This window comes from Flavobacterium collinsii (assembly GCF_946903285.1).
GTDB classification, from domain to species: Bacteria; Bacteroidota; Bacteroidia; order Flavobacteriales; family Flavobacteriaceae; genus Flavobacterium; species Flavobacterium collinsii.
On the sequence record NZ_OX336425.1, the window covers coordinates 4,128,455 to 4,146,601 of the forward strand.

The window sequence follows — 18,147 nt, forward strand, 5'->3', positions numbered from 1 at the left end:
TAATTTATTTCAACACATAGTTACATGGATACTGTATTCCTAAAAAAGACATTTCACTCCATTTTAATACACATATTTTACTATGTGAAAGAAATATATTTGTTTTTTGTTCTCTTTTTTCAACTAAAATCGATGTATCTATGTGTTATTTATAAAAAAAAAATAAACCTAGCGGGTTAAAAATCATTTGTTTTTTTACTACTGCAAGCTTCACAACTAAGCTTGCAGCGTAAAAAAAACAAACAAAATGAAACTACTAACTACCAACCCTTATTCTGGAAAAGGGCTCCTTTGCTCACTGCAATCTCATCCGGTGGTATTGGCCACACATGGTGAATAGCAGGGTTAAAATTACGGGCGGGATAAATCACCGTTCCGTTATAATGGTGTAAAGGTTTTGCATAGGTTGCCTGAGCGTCGCCCCAGCGTACTAAATCAAAATGACGGTCTGTCCATTCTCCAGCCAATTCACAACGTCTTTCTCTTTTCAGATCGGTTAAGGTTGCTCCTCCGATACTTGGTAAACCAGCACGATTTCTAATCATGTTTATTTCAGTATCAGCGCTCAGTCCTTTCATTAATTTTGCTTCTGCCAGCATTAAGATTACATCAGCATAACGCAAAAGGGGAACATTTAAAGCAGTTGAAGGCTTATCTCCGTTTGCATTTACATAACGAATGTCAATTCCGCCCGAAGTTGTTTTTGGGTAACCAAACGGCTCCATGTATTTTTTAAACTGATAACCGGTTCTGTTACTTGAACTTACTATATATTTTCCTTCATTAAAAGTCACTAATTCACCAAAATACATAAACTTATCTCCTTTTTGTAAAATGGTCGCACTACGTCTTTTATCTGCCGGATCATAGGTATCAAATAACTCCTTGGTAGGATAAAAATTTCCCCAGCCATTGTAAACACCCCAGCCTTTATCTTCAAGGCATACTCCCGGAAAAATAGAGCCCAGACTTGTATTTTCGGCACTGGAAGTTACAGACCAGATGTATTCTGATGACCAGTTGTTTTTAATTTTAAAAACATCTTCAAAATTATCCAGTAACTTGTGTTTTCCGCTGTTCACAATCAAATTCGCATACTTAATAGCATTGTCCCAGTCTTTTGCATACAAGTAGGTACGCACTAAATAAGCCCATGCGGCTGTTTTATGGGCACGTCCGTAATTGTCTGTAGTCAGCTCATTAAAATAAGGCAGTAAATCGGCTGCTTTCACCAAATCTGCGGCGATGTAAGCATAGTTTTCGGCTACGTTTTTAGCACGTGGTACATATACATTGGTTGGATTGTCTCTGTCCTGAATCGGAATTCCGGCACGTTCGTCTCCGTAGTGATAGGCTAATTCCAGGTGCATTACGGCATGATTAAAATAAGCCTCTCCCAACATCATATTTTTTGTTTTATCGTCTAAAGAAATCTTCGGAATGTTACGAATCACATCGTTGCAACGTTTCATTACTTCATAATGCAGTCTCCAAATGTCTTTGGTATCCGACTCTGCTCCGTCTACAATAAAGTTCTTGATTCGTTCTGCATTTTGCCTTGGCTTGGTCCCAATGTCATCACTTGCATTGTTGAGCCAGAAAAATCCACGACCGTACATATTGTCATCAGAATAAAGGGCATAGATTGCATTTACTCCTGCTTTTGCATCGGCAGGTGTTTTCCAGAAATTACCACTTGAAGGTGCTCCCTGAGGCACTAAATCAAGTTCATTTTCACAAGCCGAGCTGCCTATTAAAAGCATAAAACTCAATACTAAAAGACTTAATTTTTTCATTTTATTTGTATATTTTTTAAAAAGTTGCGTTTACACCCGTCATATAAATACGGGAAAGTGGATATTTCCCTAAGTCCATACCAAAATTCTTAAGTCCTACTTCCGGATCCATTCCGGAATACTTGGTAATGGTAAATAGGTTTTGCGCAGAGATAAAAAATCTAAGTTTTGCTTTTCCATTCAACCATTGTTCTTTTGCGGTATATCCTATCGACAGGTTTCTTAATCTCACAAAAGAAGCGTCTTCGATATAAAAATCAGAGATTCGTCCAAAATTATTATTGTTGTCTGTTGACGAAAGAACCGGAATATTGGTATTGGTGTTTGTTGGTGACCAGGCATTTTTAGAATCAGCCAGTAAATTGTAGCCCGGGAAAGAGGCATTCAGACCTGTATGTTTTACAGCATTAAAAACACTGTTTCCGGCTGTTCCGCTTAAAAAGATGTTCATATCAAATCCTTTGTATCTGAAATTGGTATTCAGGCTGAAAGTAGTTTTCGGAAAAGGATTTCCAAGCACTACTCTATCGTTGTTATTGATTACTCCATCACCGTTTATATCTTTAAATTTAATATCTCCGGCAACCGCATTTGGCTGATATACGACTCCTTTATCGTTTACATATGCTTTTACTTCGGCATTACTCTGAAATAATCCGTCTGTCGAATATCCGTAAAAAGCTCCTACAGGACTTCCAACCTGATAAATATTAGCCAAAGGCAAACTACGTACTCTGCTTAAATTCAGCGGTTCAAGGGATGTTAAATCATCTTTGATTGAAGCAATTTTATTGCTTAAGAAAGCTGCATTTGCCGTTATATCAAACTTAAATTCACCACGTGTTTTTTGATACGTCAAGCTTGCCTCGATTCCTTTATTCTCAACATTTCCGGAGTTTACGATTCTTCCTAACGGAGTTCCCGAAACACCTGGCAACTGATCACGCACCAGCATATCCTTATTGGTTTTGATGTACGCATCAATAGAACCTGACAACGCATTGTTAAACATCGTGAAATCCAATCCAACGTTGGTCTGTTCGGAGCTTTCCCATCTTAAGTTCGGATTCGACAATTCGCTCTCTGAATAACCGTAACTGATTACCGGACTGCTTCCGATTAAAGCTTGTGTTTGTTTTAAAGGCACACTAAACTGATATGGACCAAGGTTTCCTAAGTTTCCAATTTGTCCCCAGCTAGCACGTAATTTTAAGTTGCTGACAATTGGATTTATATTTTTCATAAATCCTTCTTCTGAGATTAACCATCCGGCAGAAACAGAAGGATATACTTTCCAACGGTTCTCAGAAATCAATTTTGAAGTACCGTCGCGGCGTACAATTCCCGAAATTAAATATTTTTGATTAAAGTCATAATTCAGCCTTCCTACATAAGAAGAAATGATCTCCTCAGACATTCCTGCATCCAATTGCTGCACTAATTTAGCATTCAATAAATAACGTTGTGAGGCATCTTCATTGTCAAAACCGGTTCCCTGTACGGTATAAAAATCTCTTTTGGTTTGTTGGTAGGTGTATCCTGCCAATGCTTTAAAATTGTGTTTCCCTAATGATTTTTCATAAGAAAGTGTCTGCTCACTTAATAAATCAGTTGTGGTAGAAGCCGTTTGTGTCAATCGGTTAAAATCGAATATTTTACCCGGTTCTGTTATTTTAACCGCAAAGTCGGTGGCATTGTTCTGAATTCTGGTATAACCCCAGTTGGATTTGAATTTTAAACCCGATACAATTTCCCACTCCGCATAAGGATTAATTAAAACGGTAGAAATCGGATTGCGGTTGTCCAGTCTTTTTAAATAGGCTACCGGATTGATTACGTCTCCATATGAACCGATATATTTTTCAGGAACTCCACCAAAACTTCCGGAACCGTCTTCTCTGTAAATAGTAGCATTAGGCGGGTAAAAAATGGCTGCTAAAATTGCTCCTGTATACCCACTGGAAGTATTGGCTGCCTGACCGTCTGTTAAGGAATACGACAGGTTTTCACCTATTGTAAAATTGGGCGCGAGTTTAAATGATGAATTGGCTCTTGCGGTATAACGGGTTCCGAAAGTATTAAGTAATATCCCTTCGTTTTTTCGATAACTTCCTGAGATAAAGAAATTAGATTTTTCGGTTTTACCATTTACAGAAATGGAAAGATCCTGAATTTCTCCTGTACGGAAAATTTCATCCATCCAGTTGGTTTTAGTGGTTCTGGCTGTTGGTTCAAAGGCAGGATCAAAAGCCGGAATCCTTGGCATACCAGCATTGTCTCTGGCTGTATTCATAGCATCAGCATATTCGGCAGCATTTAAAACATCTAACTTTTTTGCTACACTTTGAAAACCTCCCTGGTAATTTACATTGATGTTAATTCGCTCTGAAACTCCTTTTTTAGAAGTAATTAAAATTACTCCACCAGAAGCTCTTGCTCCGTAGATTGCAGCAGAGGCAGCATCTTTTAAAACACTGATCGAAGCAATATCGTTCGGATTTAAGGTATTTAAAGAACCGCTGTAAATAATTCCGTCTAAAACAATCAAAGGTGTTTCGGCATTCAAAGATCCAATACCACGAATATTGATTGTTGGCTCGGCAGTTGGGTCACCACCATTATTAATTACGGTAACACCAGCCACTGTACCCTGCAATAATTCTGCTGCACTATTGTAAGTTCTGCTCGAAGTTTCTTTCATCGAAACAGTGCCCACAGCTCCCAAAACTTCATTCTTTTTTACACTTCCATATCCCATTACTACAACTTCCTGCAGTTGTTTCATATCGGCTAATAATTTTATTTTTATATTTTTATCCGATTGTGTTACTTTTACTTCTTGCGTAACATAACCAACATAGGAAAAAACAAGGACTGCCGCAGATGAATTGATTTCCATCTTAAAAGTTCCATCAAAATCTGTCGTTGCAGTTGCATCTGAATCTTTATCTTTAATTCCTACACCCGGCAGCGGCATTCCATCATCTCCTCCAAAAACAGTTCCCGAAATACTTATTTTACCCTGAGCAGCATCTGATATTTTCAAGTTTTTCTTGATGACAATATTATTGCTTACAATCTCGTATCTCAATAATAAATTGCTGCATATTTTATCCAGCGCCTGTTCTAAGGGTACATTGTTGAGTTTTAAACTAATCTTTTGATTGGTATTCACCTGATTGGTTTCGTACATGAAATGCACATCAATTTGTTTTTCAATCTTCTGAAAAACATTTCTTATGCTTTCATTTTCTACTTTTAATGTTACTCTCTTACCAATATCGTAGCTGCCGGCTTTTACGCTTAATCCGATAAAAAATAGAGCTATAAAAAGCAGCGCTCTCGTTAGTACCGATTTTTTAATGCTCTCGCGGTTTGGAACATACCGCATTTGCTTTCTAGTCATGTTTGTGATTTTTTAATTGTTTTTGATTATGGATCAGTTTTCTACGTAGATTTTTTTTTAATTGGATTGGTAACGAATTGTTCTCTGACGAATAGATACAGTTACTCCCACTAAATCGCATAGCGCTATACGAATGGTGTTACTGTATGTTATGTTTCTTTTGCCCGTTCTACGATTTATCGTATCACATAAGTCCCTGCTTCTACTTTATAATCGGCGTTGATGATGTTGCACACCAAAGCAACAACCTGCCCTACCGGAAGCTCTTTGAAATAAGCACTGATTTTTAAATTATTTAAATTCTTATTTCCAATTTCGACGGTTACATTATAATTCCGATTGATGGTTGCTATCACTTCTGGTAAAGGAGCATCTTCAAAAACGATAATATTTTTACGCCAAAGCGAAATAGAATTCACCGGAACATCCTTGAAAGCCTGCAACTTGTTATCATGTGATTTAAAAACCACTTTTTGACCGGGAGTTACATATACGTTTTCTTCGGTGACGGTTGATTTTACATTTACTCTTCCGGTAAGAACCGAAACTTCCTGAGTCGTCTGATCCGGATAGGCTTGCACATTAAAACTGGTTCCCAGTACTTTTGTATCCATTTTAGCAGTATGAATAATAAAAGGATGTTTTTTGTCTTTGGCTACATCAAAAAAAGCTTCTCCGGTTAAATAAATTTCTCTTGTGTCTCCTTTAAAGGCAAGAGGATACTTTACACGACTTCCCGCGTTAAGCCATATTTGGGTTCCATCGCTTAAAACTATTCTGGCATGTTCTCCCGCCTTGGTAGCGTATTGTCTCGAAATCGTTTTTGCGGTTGATAAATAAAAAAAACAGGATAATCCCATTAAAAGAAAGAGAGAAGCTGCCATCGTCCAATTCCTATATTGAAGAAAAATAACCTTATCGGTTTTTTTTATTTGTTGAATCTCTTTTTTTAATTTCGAACGATCTGAGGTAATAGTCGCTATAGTATCAAAGATTTCTTCAGGGTGATTGTACCAGTTATTCCATAATTCTTCCCCATTTAGAGAAGGCTTACCTTCTAAAAAATGTTTTATATCTTGATTTAATTTTTCAGGCATTATAATATGTTTATCTCTTTAATGGTATGTCTTAGAAATAGTATTTTCAGGTAGGTGGCTAAGGTTACGCTTTTGTTAAGAAAAGAAAGCGCAACCTTACATCCGAAATCTGCTTTTAATTGAACTCGCCCAGATAGCTTCGCATAAACTTTAAAGCATAGGCAATATGATACTTTACTGTTTCGTGCGAAACATTTAGTTCTTCGGCTATTTCTTTGTTGGTATAATGCTTGATCCTGCTGAGAATAAAAACTTCTTTTGATTTTTTTGGAAGTAATAAAGTTGCTTTGTCGACTGCTTCCTGCAGTTCTTCATAATAAATGGAATCTTCAGTAGTGTTACTTCCGTTAAAATCATTTGTATTTCTATCTATAACCTCTTTCACATATTGGTCAGTAATAGTATGCGATTTTATATAGTCTAAAGTCACATATCGAACCGAGGTATAGATGTAAGCCGAAAATTTCTTTTGGATAACCAGAATCTTTCTCCTTTCCCAAATAGCAGTAAAAACTTCCTGAACAATCTCTTCAGAAACCGAAACCGATTTCATTCTGATATAAACAAAACGAACCAATACATCACGATAACGGAAATACAACTCATCAAATGCCTTGTCTTTTCCTTGTCTTAATAATTCAACAAGTTCCTCATCCGTAAACTTTTTATACATAATGCATCAGTTTTGAATGATTTGGCGAACAAATCGCTCTTACTAAAACATCCATTCCTATTATGATACTGCGATGTATTCTTATTTTAAAAAATGACATATACTACAATTGTGTTGTTTTATAATATGTCTCCAAAATTAAAGCTGAGGGTAGGTCTGCAAGGTTACGTTTACATTAATAAAAAGCCTTTATTATAAAACATTATATTAACATCTGATGTGTTATGTTATGAAGGTCTTTAAATGACACTTTGTTAGACACCGGCTTTGTAAAGTGTTACTTATTAAACCTGATAATATCGCTACTAATTATGAATTTGGTCAAGCATGTTATGCCTTACTGAAAACAAATTTCCTATTACTTTAATTCTGATGTTTCAATAGAACATCAAACTTGTATTATACTTCCTACAGCTATCAACTTTTTCTAGCTAAAAGAGATAAAACACCAGTAAATACAGTATGTGGTCTATTTTTAAGCGATTTGTGATTTTTCTATCCTCAATATATCTTTTTCCAACACAAATAAGATATTTCATGACAATAAAAACCCGCCTTATGACATATTTTTCAGTTTCGGTGCAGAAGATGTTTAGTTTTAACCTGTTTTAGAAGAGAAAAACAGGTAGAAACACCTGTTTTTGAGAGTTTTATATTTTATATCTTAGTTGAAATATAAAAATTGTCCTTTTATTTCTTAGTTACAAACACAAGTAATATCAAAAACAAATATAAACACTAACCTATTAACACTAAACACTATGGAAGAATTCATTGGAGTTGTAAAACTTTTTGCGGGAAATTTTGCCCCGAGAGGCTGGGCATTTTGTAACGGACAAATATTGTCAATTGCACAAAATACGGCATTATTCTCAATCCTTGGTACAACCTATGGAGGAAATGGTCAGACTACTTTCGCTTTACCAAATCTACAAGGTGCAACAGCTATTGGACAAGGAACTTCACCTGGAGGGACTTACGTTCTTGGACAAGCTGCAGGTACACCAAACGTTTCAATTTTAACAAGCAACCTTCCTGCTCACGTTCACGCAGGACCAGGTAAAATTTCTGTAAGTGCGGGAAATTCGACAGACTCAGTGCCCGTAGCAGGAGCCTCAATTGCAGTACCTGGAGCTCTTGTATCCAGAGTTTTCGCACCAACATTAGGTTTTGCAACTGCAACCCCAAGTGTTGATCTATTAAGCAATGTAACAACAGGTGCAACTGGTAGTAATCTTCCTATCTCAGTAATGCAGCCTTACGTAGCATTGTCTTATATCATTTGTTTAGAAGGAATTTTCCCTTCCAGAAATTAAACTAGTTAAGCACATTTTTTACATTATAAGACCATTTGGGTATATCGCTGAAGTCATACAAAAATTGAATTTCAGCATATTCAGTAAGACTATAAATAGAAGCAATGCAAAAAGGGTTTGTAATATAAGACTCCGCAGTTTTTAATTCGATGTCTTCAAATATCGTGATTTCAGTAAAAATGCACACATCAGGATAATTACTGAAATCAGCCGGCAAGTTATAAAAGTCACTTTTAAATTCTAAGTCCTGACTTGCATTGCCAAAAAGTTCTTTGCTTATTGTAAATAATCTATCTACAAATACACTATGAGGATAGGGCTGCATTTCATTGCGGCCCTTAACCTCTGTTTTAGCATCTTTAAGTGACGGCTCATGATCGAAAAAGGTAAAAGCCAAATCGATTTTGATTTCTTCGGGAATTAAAATTCCGTGTGAAGACAATTGCGAAACAATGTTTCGTGTAATCGCCACTTGCGGCTCTCGGGTAAGAGCATAATGCATCGTTTCGGAAATGGCCAAATCAATTGTAAACTCCTGTGGTTTTGTATACGTGATGGCATCTGTTTCGACTAATTCTAATGAATAATCGTTTAGACCGGTCACCGATAAAATATGATGTACAGATGCTATTGAAGCAGTATTGATATCTAACAAAATGGCTTTAATTCTATCTTTATGAAACAAGGGAAGTAAAGGAAGAATTAAAGTTGCATAAGGGCCACAACCCGCATAAAGAATATTAATACTTCTCTCAGGGAAATCATTACACAATTTTGTCAGAGCCTTATAAACGCCTTTTATGAAATAAACTGTGCGTAAATAATCGTCAACACAGTCTGCCGCACCAGAGCTTGACAAAGCAATGCCACCTTTAACAAGAACTTCGTTGTTCTCAAAGTGGTCAACTGTTGCGATTTTTTCATAAAATTCTGAAAGGTTTCGCGCACATGTGGTGTGTTCATCAATAGTATTTGACGCAATGATAGATTGAACAATAATCGTAAGCTCTTGTTTATACATGATACTCAATTTTAGTTAAAGCTTTAAAGTTGAAACTGGAAAAACAAATGTAAGAATACAAAATGATAAATCTAATATCAGTTAATTATGAAAAAATTCTACTTATTACTAATCCTACTGTTTTTTACGCTGCAGCAATTGACTGCGCAAACAGTAGAAACCTTTGAAAGTGTACCTACAGGTCAGCCCAACTTTGTAAGCAATGGTAAGACCTTTAACTTAACCAGCACTTATATTAATTTTACTAGTGTTCAGTTTGCAGGCCAAGGGTATAACGGTTCAAACAGATTTATACAGGTTACAGATGGTCCTACAACAGAAAGTCTAGGACAAAGCGGATTCATTACTGCAGCTACAGGAAGCTTTAAAATGAATAGTTTATGGATTTACCTTACAGGTACTTCTGGTCAGACCCCTAATAGTACCTTTGACGGCGCACCTGGTTCGGTTACCTTAATCGGGAAACTTGGTGGTGTAACGCAGTTCACGATTGTAAAAAACACAACCGGAGCTAACATAGGCGTTGCCTTACCTGGAAAGGGTTTTACCCCTGTCAACTTTGCGACAGACGGAGTTTCTAATTTTACCAATATCAACATTGACCAACTTGAAATTCAGCTAAGCGCCAATTACGATTATTTTGCAATTGATAATTTTACCTGGGTCGATGGTGTAGGTTTACCAGCAGTAACTACGACAACAGCTACAAATGTTGGTTCAACTAAAGCAATTATTGGAGGTAATGTAACTGCAGATGGCGGAGATGTCAGCGTAGAAAGAGGAATCGTTTGGGCAGTAACAGCAAACCCAACTATCGCAAACAATAAATTTCAAATAGGAACCGGAAGTGGAATTTTTAGTAATACCGTAACAGGGCTTACTGCCGGTTCGACTATTCACTACAGAGCTTATGCAAAGAATAGTGCAGGAACAGCTTATGGTGCCGAATCAACATTTGTTACATCAGCAGCTTTAAGCACTTCTTCGACCTCATTTACCAATATCAGCTGTAATGCCGGTACAAATGGATCGGCTACAGTGGTTGCAACAGGAGGCGTTCCTCCTTATACCTATTCATGGTCACCAGCTGGTGGTACCGGAGCATCAGCTACCGGGTTGTCAGCAGGATCTTATACAGCCACTATTACAGATGCAGAATTGGTACAAATTACCAGACCTTTTACATTAATAGCCCCTCCTGCACTAAATGGAACTCCTTCGGTTACAAATGTATCTTGTTTTGGATCGTCAAATGGTACAGCTACCATTACTCCGTCAGGAGGAACTCCAGGCTATACTTACAACTGGTCTAACGGAGCTACGACTGCTTCTGCAACCGGACTTGCCGCAGGAACTTATAGTGTTACTATTACAGATGCTAACGGCTGTCCAAAAACGATAACTGGTATTGTTGTAGGACAACCAGCAACAGCTTTAAACGGGACGACTTCTACTACTTCTGTCTCTTGCTTTGGATTGGCAAATGGTACAGCTACTGTTACTCCAACGGGCGGAGTACCTGGTTATACCTATTCTTGGTCTCCATCAGGAGGTACTGCAGCAACTGCATCAGGGCTTACAGCAGGAACTTACAGTGTTACGATTACGGATGGGAATGGCTGTCCAAAAACGATAACCGGTATTGTCGTAGGACAACCAGCTGCCGCTCTTGATGGAACATCTTCTACTACATCAGTTTCTTGTTTTGGAGGATCAAATGGTACAGCTACTGTTGTTGCATCAGGAGGAACTCCGGGTTATACTTATTCATGGTCACCATCTGGCGGTACTGCAGCAACTGCTTCAGGACTTCAGGCAGGAACTTACAGCGTTACCATAACCGATGCTAACGGTTGTCCAAAAACGATAACCGGTATTGTTGTTGCACAGCCCGCAGCTTCCCTTAATGGGTCTATAAGCACCACTTCAGTTTCTTGCTTTGGAGCTTCTACCGGTTCTGCAACTGTGAGTGCTTTTGGAGGAACTCCGGGTTATACTTACAACTGGTCCAACGGAGCCACCACTGCTACTGCATCTGGACTTACAGCAGGAATTTATAGTGTTACCATCACTGATGCTACTACTATATGTTCCAGAACAATCAATAATATTATAATAGGAACGGCTACACCTATCCTTGCACATCCAACTCAGGTTAATGTAAGCTGTAATGGTGGCGCTAATGGTTCAGCATCAGTTGCGCCTACTGGCGGAGCGGGTTCTTATACCTATCTTTGGTCTAATAGTGCTACAACCGCATCAATAAACGGTCTTTCACAAGGAACATACAGTGTCGTTATAAAAGACGCTAACAACTGTACGGTTACACAAAACTTTTTCATTACTCAACCTACAACCCTAATAGCTTCTCAGGGTACATTCACTAGTCCGACTTGTAATAATGCAACTAACGGTAGTGCAACTGTAGTTGCTTCAGGCGGAACCCCTGGATATACCTATTCATGGACACCTACCGGAGGTACTGGAGCAACAGCTACTGGTTTAGCGGCCGGCACTTATACAGCAACGGTTACAGATGCAAATGATTGTAGTACTACACAATCTTTCATTCTTACCAACCCTCCTGCATTTTCAGTAACAACTTCGCAAACTGATATTTTATGTAACGGAGATGCAACAGGAAGCGCGGGCGTAGTTGTAAGTGGCGGAACTGCACCTTACACCTATTCATGGTCACCATCTGGCGGTACTGCTGCTACAGCTACAGGATTAATTGCCGGTACTTATACGGTAACCATCACAGATGCTAATATCTGTCCAACAACCAGAACTTTCATTCTAACTCAGCCTTTAACCCCTTTAGTAGCTTCACAAGGTTCAATTACTCATGTGAATTGTCATGGAGATGCAACCGGAGCTGCTACTGTAAGTGCAACCGGAGGAACAGGAGCTTACACCTATTCATGGTCACCATCCGGCGGTACTGCTGCTACAGCTACAGATTTAACAGCCGGCACTTATAACGTAACTGTTACAGACGCCAATAACTGTTCTACTATACAAAGCTTTACGATCAATCAACCAGCGGCAATACTTAGTGCTTCAACTGCGACCACAGATGTTAGTTGTTTTGGAAACACAAATGGTAGCGCAACGGTGACTCCAAGCGGAGGAACACCTGGATACTCTTATGTATGGGCACCATCAGGAGGTACTGCAGCTACAGCTACAGGATTGTCATCCGGTACTTATACTTGTACCATCACAGATAGTAAAGGGTGTAGCTTAATCAAAACAATTGTAATAGGTACGCCAACTGCATTAGTAGCTACAATATCAAAAACAGATCTATTATGTAACGGTGACAGCAATGGTTCGGCTACAGTAAATGTAACCGGAGGTACACCTGGATATACTTATGTATGGACTCCAACAGGAGGAAATGCTGCAACAGCTTCAGGATTATCAGCCGGAACTTATACGGTTACAGTGACGGATGCAAATGGTTGTTCAACTACTGCAAGTACTACTTTAAATCCACCAGCGGCTTTAACAGCAACAACATCACAAACAGATGTTTTATGTAATGGAACAGCAACCGGAACAGCTAGTGTAACCGTTTTAGGAGGAACTGGAGCTTATACTTATGCATGGTCTCCGACAGGAGGTACTGCGGCTACAGCTACAGAGTTAGCAACCGGAAACTACAGCTGTTTAATTACAGATGCTAACGGTTGTTCTATCACCAAAACATTCTTTATTGATCAGCCGGCAGTACTAGCTGCAACGACATCTAAAGTAGATGCCACTTGTTCGACTACAGGTCAGGCTACCGTAAATCCAACTGGCGGAGTACTTCCTTTTACTTACCAATGGTCATCAGGAGCTACAACAGCCACTGCTACAGGCTTAACAGCTGGAAACTATACCTGTACCATCACAGACGGAAACGGATGTACCAATACGCAAAGCGTAACCATTAATACAACCAACACTTTAGTAGCGGTCGTTAATAAAACTGATGTTTTATGTAATGGCGGTAACACAGGTTCTGCAACGGTAACACCATCAGGTGCTCCTGGTCCATTTACTTATGTATGGGCTCCTTCAGGAGGTTCTAATGCTACCGCCAACAATCTTACTGCCGGTAACTATACTGTAACGATTACCTCTGCAAACGGTTGTTCTATTGTTAAAAATATTACTATTGGCGAACCTACTCCTTTGGTAGTTGTACCAACACAAACAAATGTAGCTTGTAATGGAGGTACTACTGGAGCTGCTTCTGTAACAGTAACTGGAGGAACAGGTGCTTATACTTATGTATGGTCTCCTACCGGAGGTACTGCAGCTACAGCTACAGGATTAACTGCAGGTACTTATGTTGTAACGATTACAGATGGTAATGGCTGTAACGTGACACAAAATTTCAATATTACGCAACCAACGGCAGTTGGTGGAACTATAGTTGCAACAAATGTTACTTGTAATGGGGCAAATAATGGCTCTGCTACTGTAACTGCAACTGGAGGAACAGGTGCTTATACTTATGTATGGTCTCCTACCGGAGGTACTGCAGCTACAGCTACAGGATTGGCTCCTGGTAACTACGCTGTTTTAATCACCGATGCAAATTCTTGCACAACAACAGTAAGTACTATTATAACCCAACCTACTGTAGTAGTAGCAAGCATATCATCTCAAACGAATATCTCCTGCAACGGACTAAGTGATGGTGCTATAAATGTAACTGTAACCGGTGGTACGCTTCCTTACACCTATTTATGGTCTAATGGTAGTACAACCAAAAATATTAGCGGATTAGCAGCAGGAACTTATACGTTAACTGTTACTGATGCCAACAGTTGTACCGCTACACAAACTGTGACTTTAATTACAACTCCGGATGTAACAGCGCCAGTACCAAATCTGGCAACTCTCCCTGTAATTACAAATTCTTGTGCTGTTTTATCGGCTCAAATTCCAGTTCCAACTGCAACCGATAATTGCAGCGGTAGTATCACGGCAACAACAACAAGTCCGTTAAACTACAATACACCGGGAACTTATACCATTACATGGAAATATACTGATGCAAGTGGAAACTCTAGTACACAAACACAAACTGTACAAGTACTCAATTCAGCACTTCAACAAGTAACCTTTAGCAATGCGACATTTACCTATGACAAAAATCCACATGCGGTGCAAGTTGCTAATTTACCGTCAGGAGCGACTGTTACTTATTCCATCGCACCTTCAGGTTCAGGAAACTCAGCAACAAATGCGGGGACTTATACAGTTACTGCCGTAGTATCTCCTTCAACAAGTACACCAAATTGTTTACCAATTACGCTTACTGCACAACTTACGATTCAAAAAGCAGCACAGCAAATTACTTTTCCAATATTGGGAATAAAAACTCTTGGAGGATCAAATACTTTCAATCTGGGGGCTACTGCCAGTTCAGGTCTAACGGTAAACTATGCCTTTACCTATAAAACTGCGTTACCTCCTGCTACTGTCGCTCCATTAACTGGTGTAGTAAATATGTTAAGACCTGGAGAAGTAACAATTGTAGCCGCTCAGGCTGGTGACAACAATTATTTACCTGCTCCGGATGTTACACAGCTATTGGTAATCAAAAACAACGACATTACCGTTACTCAAATTACCATTGGAACTAAAGTATACCCTAATCCGGCTAAGACTCTTAACTACCTAATGGGATGTGACGAAAACAACGTAAATGTAGCACTGACCAATACAACGAATGCAACCTTTACTCCATCGGCTAATTTTACCATTAATACTCCTAAACCGGGAATTTATGCGCAAAATGTAACAGTTACTTCTGAAGATGGAAGTACAAGTGCTACATATGCTATAACTGTTGAAAAACCATTTGGATTCTATGATATCGTACACCAAAAATTCAATAATGTACTTATCGTAAACAACAATCCTCAAACCAATGGAGGTTACGAGTTTGTTTCGTACCAATGGTTTAAAAATGGACAATTAATTGGTACAAACCAATACTTTTCAGCAGGAGACGATCTGGCGAATAAATTAGATCTAACTGCCGACTACAGTGTAAAAATGACTACTAAAGATGGTAAGGTATTGCAAACATGCCCTGCTAAAATTAAGACACAGAAATCACTTGAGGTTAAATTGTATCCAAATCCGGTTGAAACAGGAAAAATGCTTACTGTAGATGCCGATTTACCAGAAGGTGATTTAGAAAACATGCAAATAAGTCTTTACTCTGTTACAGGTAAACTACTTACAACAATGAAATCATCTACTGCTCAAACACAGGTACAATTACCTCCAAGTACTGAAAGTAATATGGTTCTTGTAGTTATTGAGTCAGGCAATATCAAAAAGTCATTCAAAGTAATTGTAAAATAATCAAAATCATGCCAGTACCACCTCAAAATGGTACTGGCTAATACAACTTTAAGATGAAAAAATATATCAGTACCTCTATAAAATCTATAGCTACAGTTACGGCATTTTTAGCGATTTGCCTCCAGGGCTATAGTCAGGACAAAAAACAGGAAATATCGATCTCCGTCGCAGGACCCGGTTCTTTTCTAAAGTACAGTGGCGGTGGTACTATCGTACCCGGAAACGGAATTAGTGCAGGAATCAGATACTCCTATTATTTAAACGAAGGCTTAAGCATTGGAATTGGAGCCGAGTACCAATCCTATAATTCTGATGCAAAGTACGCTTCTTTTAGTGGGCAATATGTTACTAAAGATGCCGAAAATGAAACCTTTCAGTTTAGATACAAAGCCACTAACTTCAGAGAAGAACAAAGTCTAAGTTACATAAATGTTCCAATCGCAATTCAATTTGAAACTCCGGGGACTACTCAATTGTACGTTGCTGCAGGTGCTAAAGTAGGATTTGCGATTAAAGGATGTTATCAAAGTACCTTTCAAAACCTTACTACAAGCGGTTACTATCCGCAATACAATGTAGAATTATTTAACCCTGCTTTTGCCGGTTTTGCAAGTACTAATGATTTAAAAACCAGCGAACAGGATTTAGATACTAAAGTGTCCTACTCTGCTACATTTGAAACAGGTGTAAAACAAAAGATTGGAAACAGAACTTCATTCTATCTCGGTGCTTATATCGATTATGGTCTAAATAACATCTACAATAAAAATGGAGACAAAAGTCTGGTTCAGTACAATCCGGAACTTCCTGTGCAGCTGCAATACAACAGCGTATTGGATTCTCCATCCGTCAACAATGTCAGACTAGTTTCTTACGGACTTAAACTGAGATTTGCTTTACGTTAATTATCAAATAAAAATATTAAACAACTACTTTTCCCGCTCGGGAAAAATTAAAAAAGTCGGTTTCTTGGGGGAAATCGGCTTTTTTTTTTATGGATTAAAAACCATCTTCAAGATTTAAATAAAAGTATTGAGAATAGTATTCAAAGCTGCAATATCTTTTACGATATGGTCTGATCTAAAAGATATTACTATTCCAAACCAGCTCTGAAAGAGCACAAGCAACAGCATAGTGCAACGCACTATGAAATAAACAAACCATCTATCAAAGCCTTGTAAGGGCGAAAGAGTAATCTTCAAAAAAACAATCAAATTAGCAACTCATTCAAATTTAAATTGATTTCTCGATGAGCAAACGTCGATATAAACTATGTTTGCTTTTACCCTTTCAGGGTAATGCTTAACCTTAATTTACTACATAGTGCGTTGCACTATGAAATAAATAAACCATCTATCAAAGCCCTGTAAGGGCGAAAGATTAAATTCCAGAAAAACAATCAAATTAGCAACTCATTAAAATTTAAACTGATTTCTTGATGAGCAAACACCAGTATAACTATAATTGCTTTTACCCTTTCAGGGTAATAGTCAACCTTAATTTACTACATAGTACGTTGCACTATGCTTTTGCTTTTGAACTTTCAGCCCATCTTCAAGATTTAAATAAAAGTATTGAGAATAGTATTCAAAGTTGCAATATTTTTTACGATACAGTCTGATCTAAAAGATATTACTATTCCAAACCAGCTCTGAAAGAGCACAAGCAACAGCATAGTGCAACGCACTATGAAATAAATAAACAATCTATCAAAGCCCTGTAAGGGCGAAAGAGTAATCTTCAGAAAAACAATCAAATTAGCAACTCATTCAAATTTAAATTGATTTCTCGATGAGCAAACACCTGTATAACTATATTTACTTTTACCCTTTCAGGGTAATGCTCAACCTTAATTTACTACATAGTGCGTTGCACTATGCTTTTGCTTTTGGGCTTTCAGCCCATCTTCAAGATTTAAATAAAAGTATTTAGAATAGTATTCAAAGTTGCAATATTTTTTACGATACGGTCTCATCTAAAAGATATTACTATTCCAAACCAGCTCTGAAAGAGCACAAGCAAAAGCATAGTGCAACGCACTATGAAATAAATAAACCATCTATCAAAGCCCTGTAAGGGCGAAAGAGTAATCTTCAGAAAAACAATCAAATTAGCAACTCATTCAAATTTAAACTGATTTCTTGATGAGCAAACACCTGTATAACTATATTTGCTTTTACCCTTTCAGGGTAATAGTCAACCTTAATTTACTACATAGTGCGTTGCAATATGCTTTTGCTTTTGGGCTTTCAGCCCATCTTCAAGATTTAAATAAAAGTATTGAGAATAATATTCAAAGTTGCAATATTTTTTATGATACGGTCTGATCTAAAAGATATTACTATTCCAAACCAGCTCTGAAAGAGCACAAGCAGCAGCATAGTGCAACGCACTATGAAATAAATAAACCATCTATCAAAGCCCTATAAGGGCGAAAGATCAAACTCCAATCTATACATC

8 protein-coding genes are annotated in these 18,147 nt (G+C 38.0%); 3 read left to right on the plus strand and 5 right to left on the minus strand.

The genetic code is table 11. From position 1 onward, the window contains the following. Nucleotides 1-260: 260 nt before the first annotated feature. The 4 genes from OGZ34_RS16910 to OGZ34_RS16925 all read right to left on the minus strand — a co-directional run bounded on the left by OGZ34_RS16910 (nt 261) and on the right by OGZ34_RS16925 (nt 6,972). Nucleotides 261-1,796, minus strand: a complete 1,536-nt coding sequence (locus tag OGZ34_RS16910; RefSeq protein ID WP_263361011.1) for a RagB/SusD family nutrient uptake outer membrane protein — start codon at nt 1,794-1,796, stop codon at nt 261-263. A 16-nt stretch (nt 1,797-1,812) separates the two neighbouring features. Continuing rightward, nucleotides 1,813-5,202 carry a TonB-dependent receptor gene (locus tag OGZ34_RS16915; RefSeq protein ID WP_263361012.1) on the minus strand — a complete coding sequence of 1,130 codons (3,390 nt, stop codon included), beginning with the start codon at nt 5,200-5,202 and terminating at the stop codon, nt 1,813-1,815. Nucleotides 5,203-5,378: 176 nt separating this feature from the next. Continuing rightward, a complete protein-coding gene (locus tag OGZ34_RS16920) occupies nt 5,379-6,299 on the minus strand; it encodes a FecR family protein (protein ID WP_263361013.1) in 921 nt (306 codons plus the stop codon). 115 nt (nt 6,300-6,414) lie between these two features. Further along, nucleotides 6,415-6,972, minus strand: a complete 558-nt coding sequence (locus OGZ34_RS16925) for an RNA polymerase sigma-70 factor (protein ID WP_263361014.1) — start codon at nt 6,970-6,972, stop codon at nt 6,415-6,417. 761 nt (nt 6,973-7,733) lie between these two features. Here OGZ34_RS16925 and OGZ34_RS16930 point away from each other — a divergent pair. Next, entirely contained in the window at nt 7,734-8,288 is a 555-nt protein-coding gene (locus OGZ34_RS16930; RefSeq protein ID WP_173964172.1) for a phage tail protein, read from the plus strand. Nucleotide 8,289: 1 nt separating this feature from the next. On the opposite strand, the gene OGZ34_RS16935 is transcribed toward OGZ34_RS16930, so the two are convergent. After that, on the minus strand, nt 8,290-9,309 hold the full coding sequence (locus OGZ34_RS16935) for an SAM-dependent methyltransferase (RefSeq protein ID WP_173964173.1): 1,020 nt from the start codon (nt 9,307-9,309) through the stop codon (nt 8,290-8,292). Nucleotides 9,310-9,396: 87 nt separating this feature from the next. On the opposite strand from OGZ34_RS16935, the gene OGZ34_RS16940 reads away from it, so the two are divergent. Together OGZ34_RS16940 and OGZ34_RS16945 are read left to right on the plus strand one after the other, a co-directional pair. Next, a complete protein-coding gene (locus OGZ34_RS16940) occupies nt 9,397-15,687 on the plus strand; it encodes a T9SS type A sorting domain-containing protein (protein WP_263361015.1) in 6,291 nt (2,096 codons plus the stop codon). 53 nt (nt 15,688-15,740) lie between these two features. After that, a complete protein-coding gene (locus tag OGZ34_RS16945) occupies nt 15,741-16,592 on the plus strand; it encodes a PorT family protein (protein ID WP_263361016.1) in 852 nt (283 codons plus the stop codon). Nucleotides 16,593-18,147: the final 1,555 nt, after the last annotated feature.

Bases quoted from the DNA above. Each gene is read 5' to 3' on its own strand.
- OGZ34_RS16940 (WP_263361015.1), top strand. From the start codon at position 9,397: ATGAAAAAATTCTACTTATTACTAATCCTACTGTTTTTTACGCTGCAG.
- OGZ34_RS16915 (WP_263361012.1), bottom strand. From the start codon at position 5,202: ATGACTAGAAAGCAAATGCGGTATGTTCCAAACCGCGAGAGCATTAAA.
- OGZ34_RS16925 (WP_263361014.1), bottom strand. From the start codon at position 6,972: ATGTATAAAAAGTTTACGGATGAGGAACTTGTTGAATTATTAAGACAA.
- OGZ34_RS16910 (WP_263361011.1), bottom strand. From the start codon at position 1,796: ATGAAAAAATTAAGTCTTTTAGTATTGAGTTTTATGCTTTTAATAGGC.
- OGZ34_RS16935 (WP_173964173.1), bottom strand. From the start codon at position 9,309: ATGTATAAACAAGAGCTTACGATTATTGTTCAATCTATCATTGCGTCA.
- OGZ34_RS16945 (WP_263361016.1), top strand. From the start codon at position 15,741: ATGAAAAAATATATCAGTACCTCTATAAAATCTATAGCTACAGTTACG.
- OGZ34_RS16920 (WP_263361013.1), bottom strand. From the start codon at position 6,299: ATGCCTGAAAAATTAAATCAAGATATAAAACATTTTTTAGAAGGTAAG.
- OGZ34_RS16930 (WP_173964172.1), top strand. From the start codon at position 7,734: ATGGAAGAATTCATTGGAGTTGTAAAACTTTTTGCGGGAAATTTTGCC.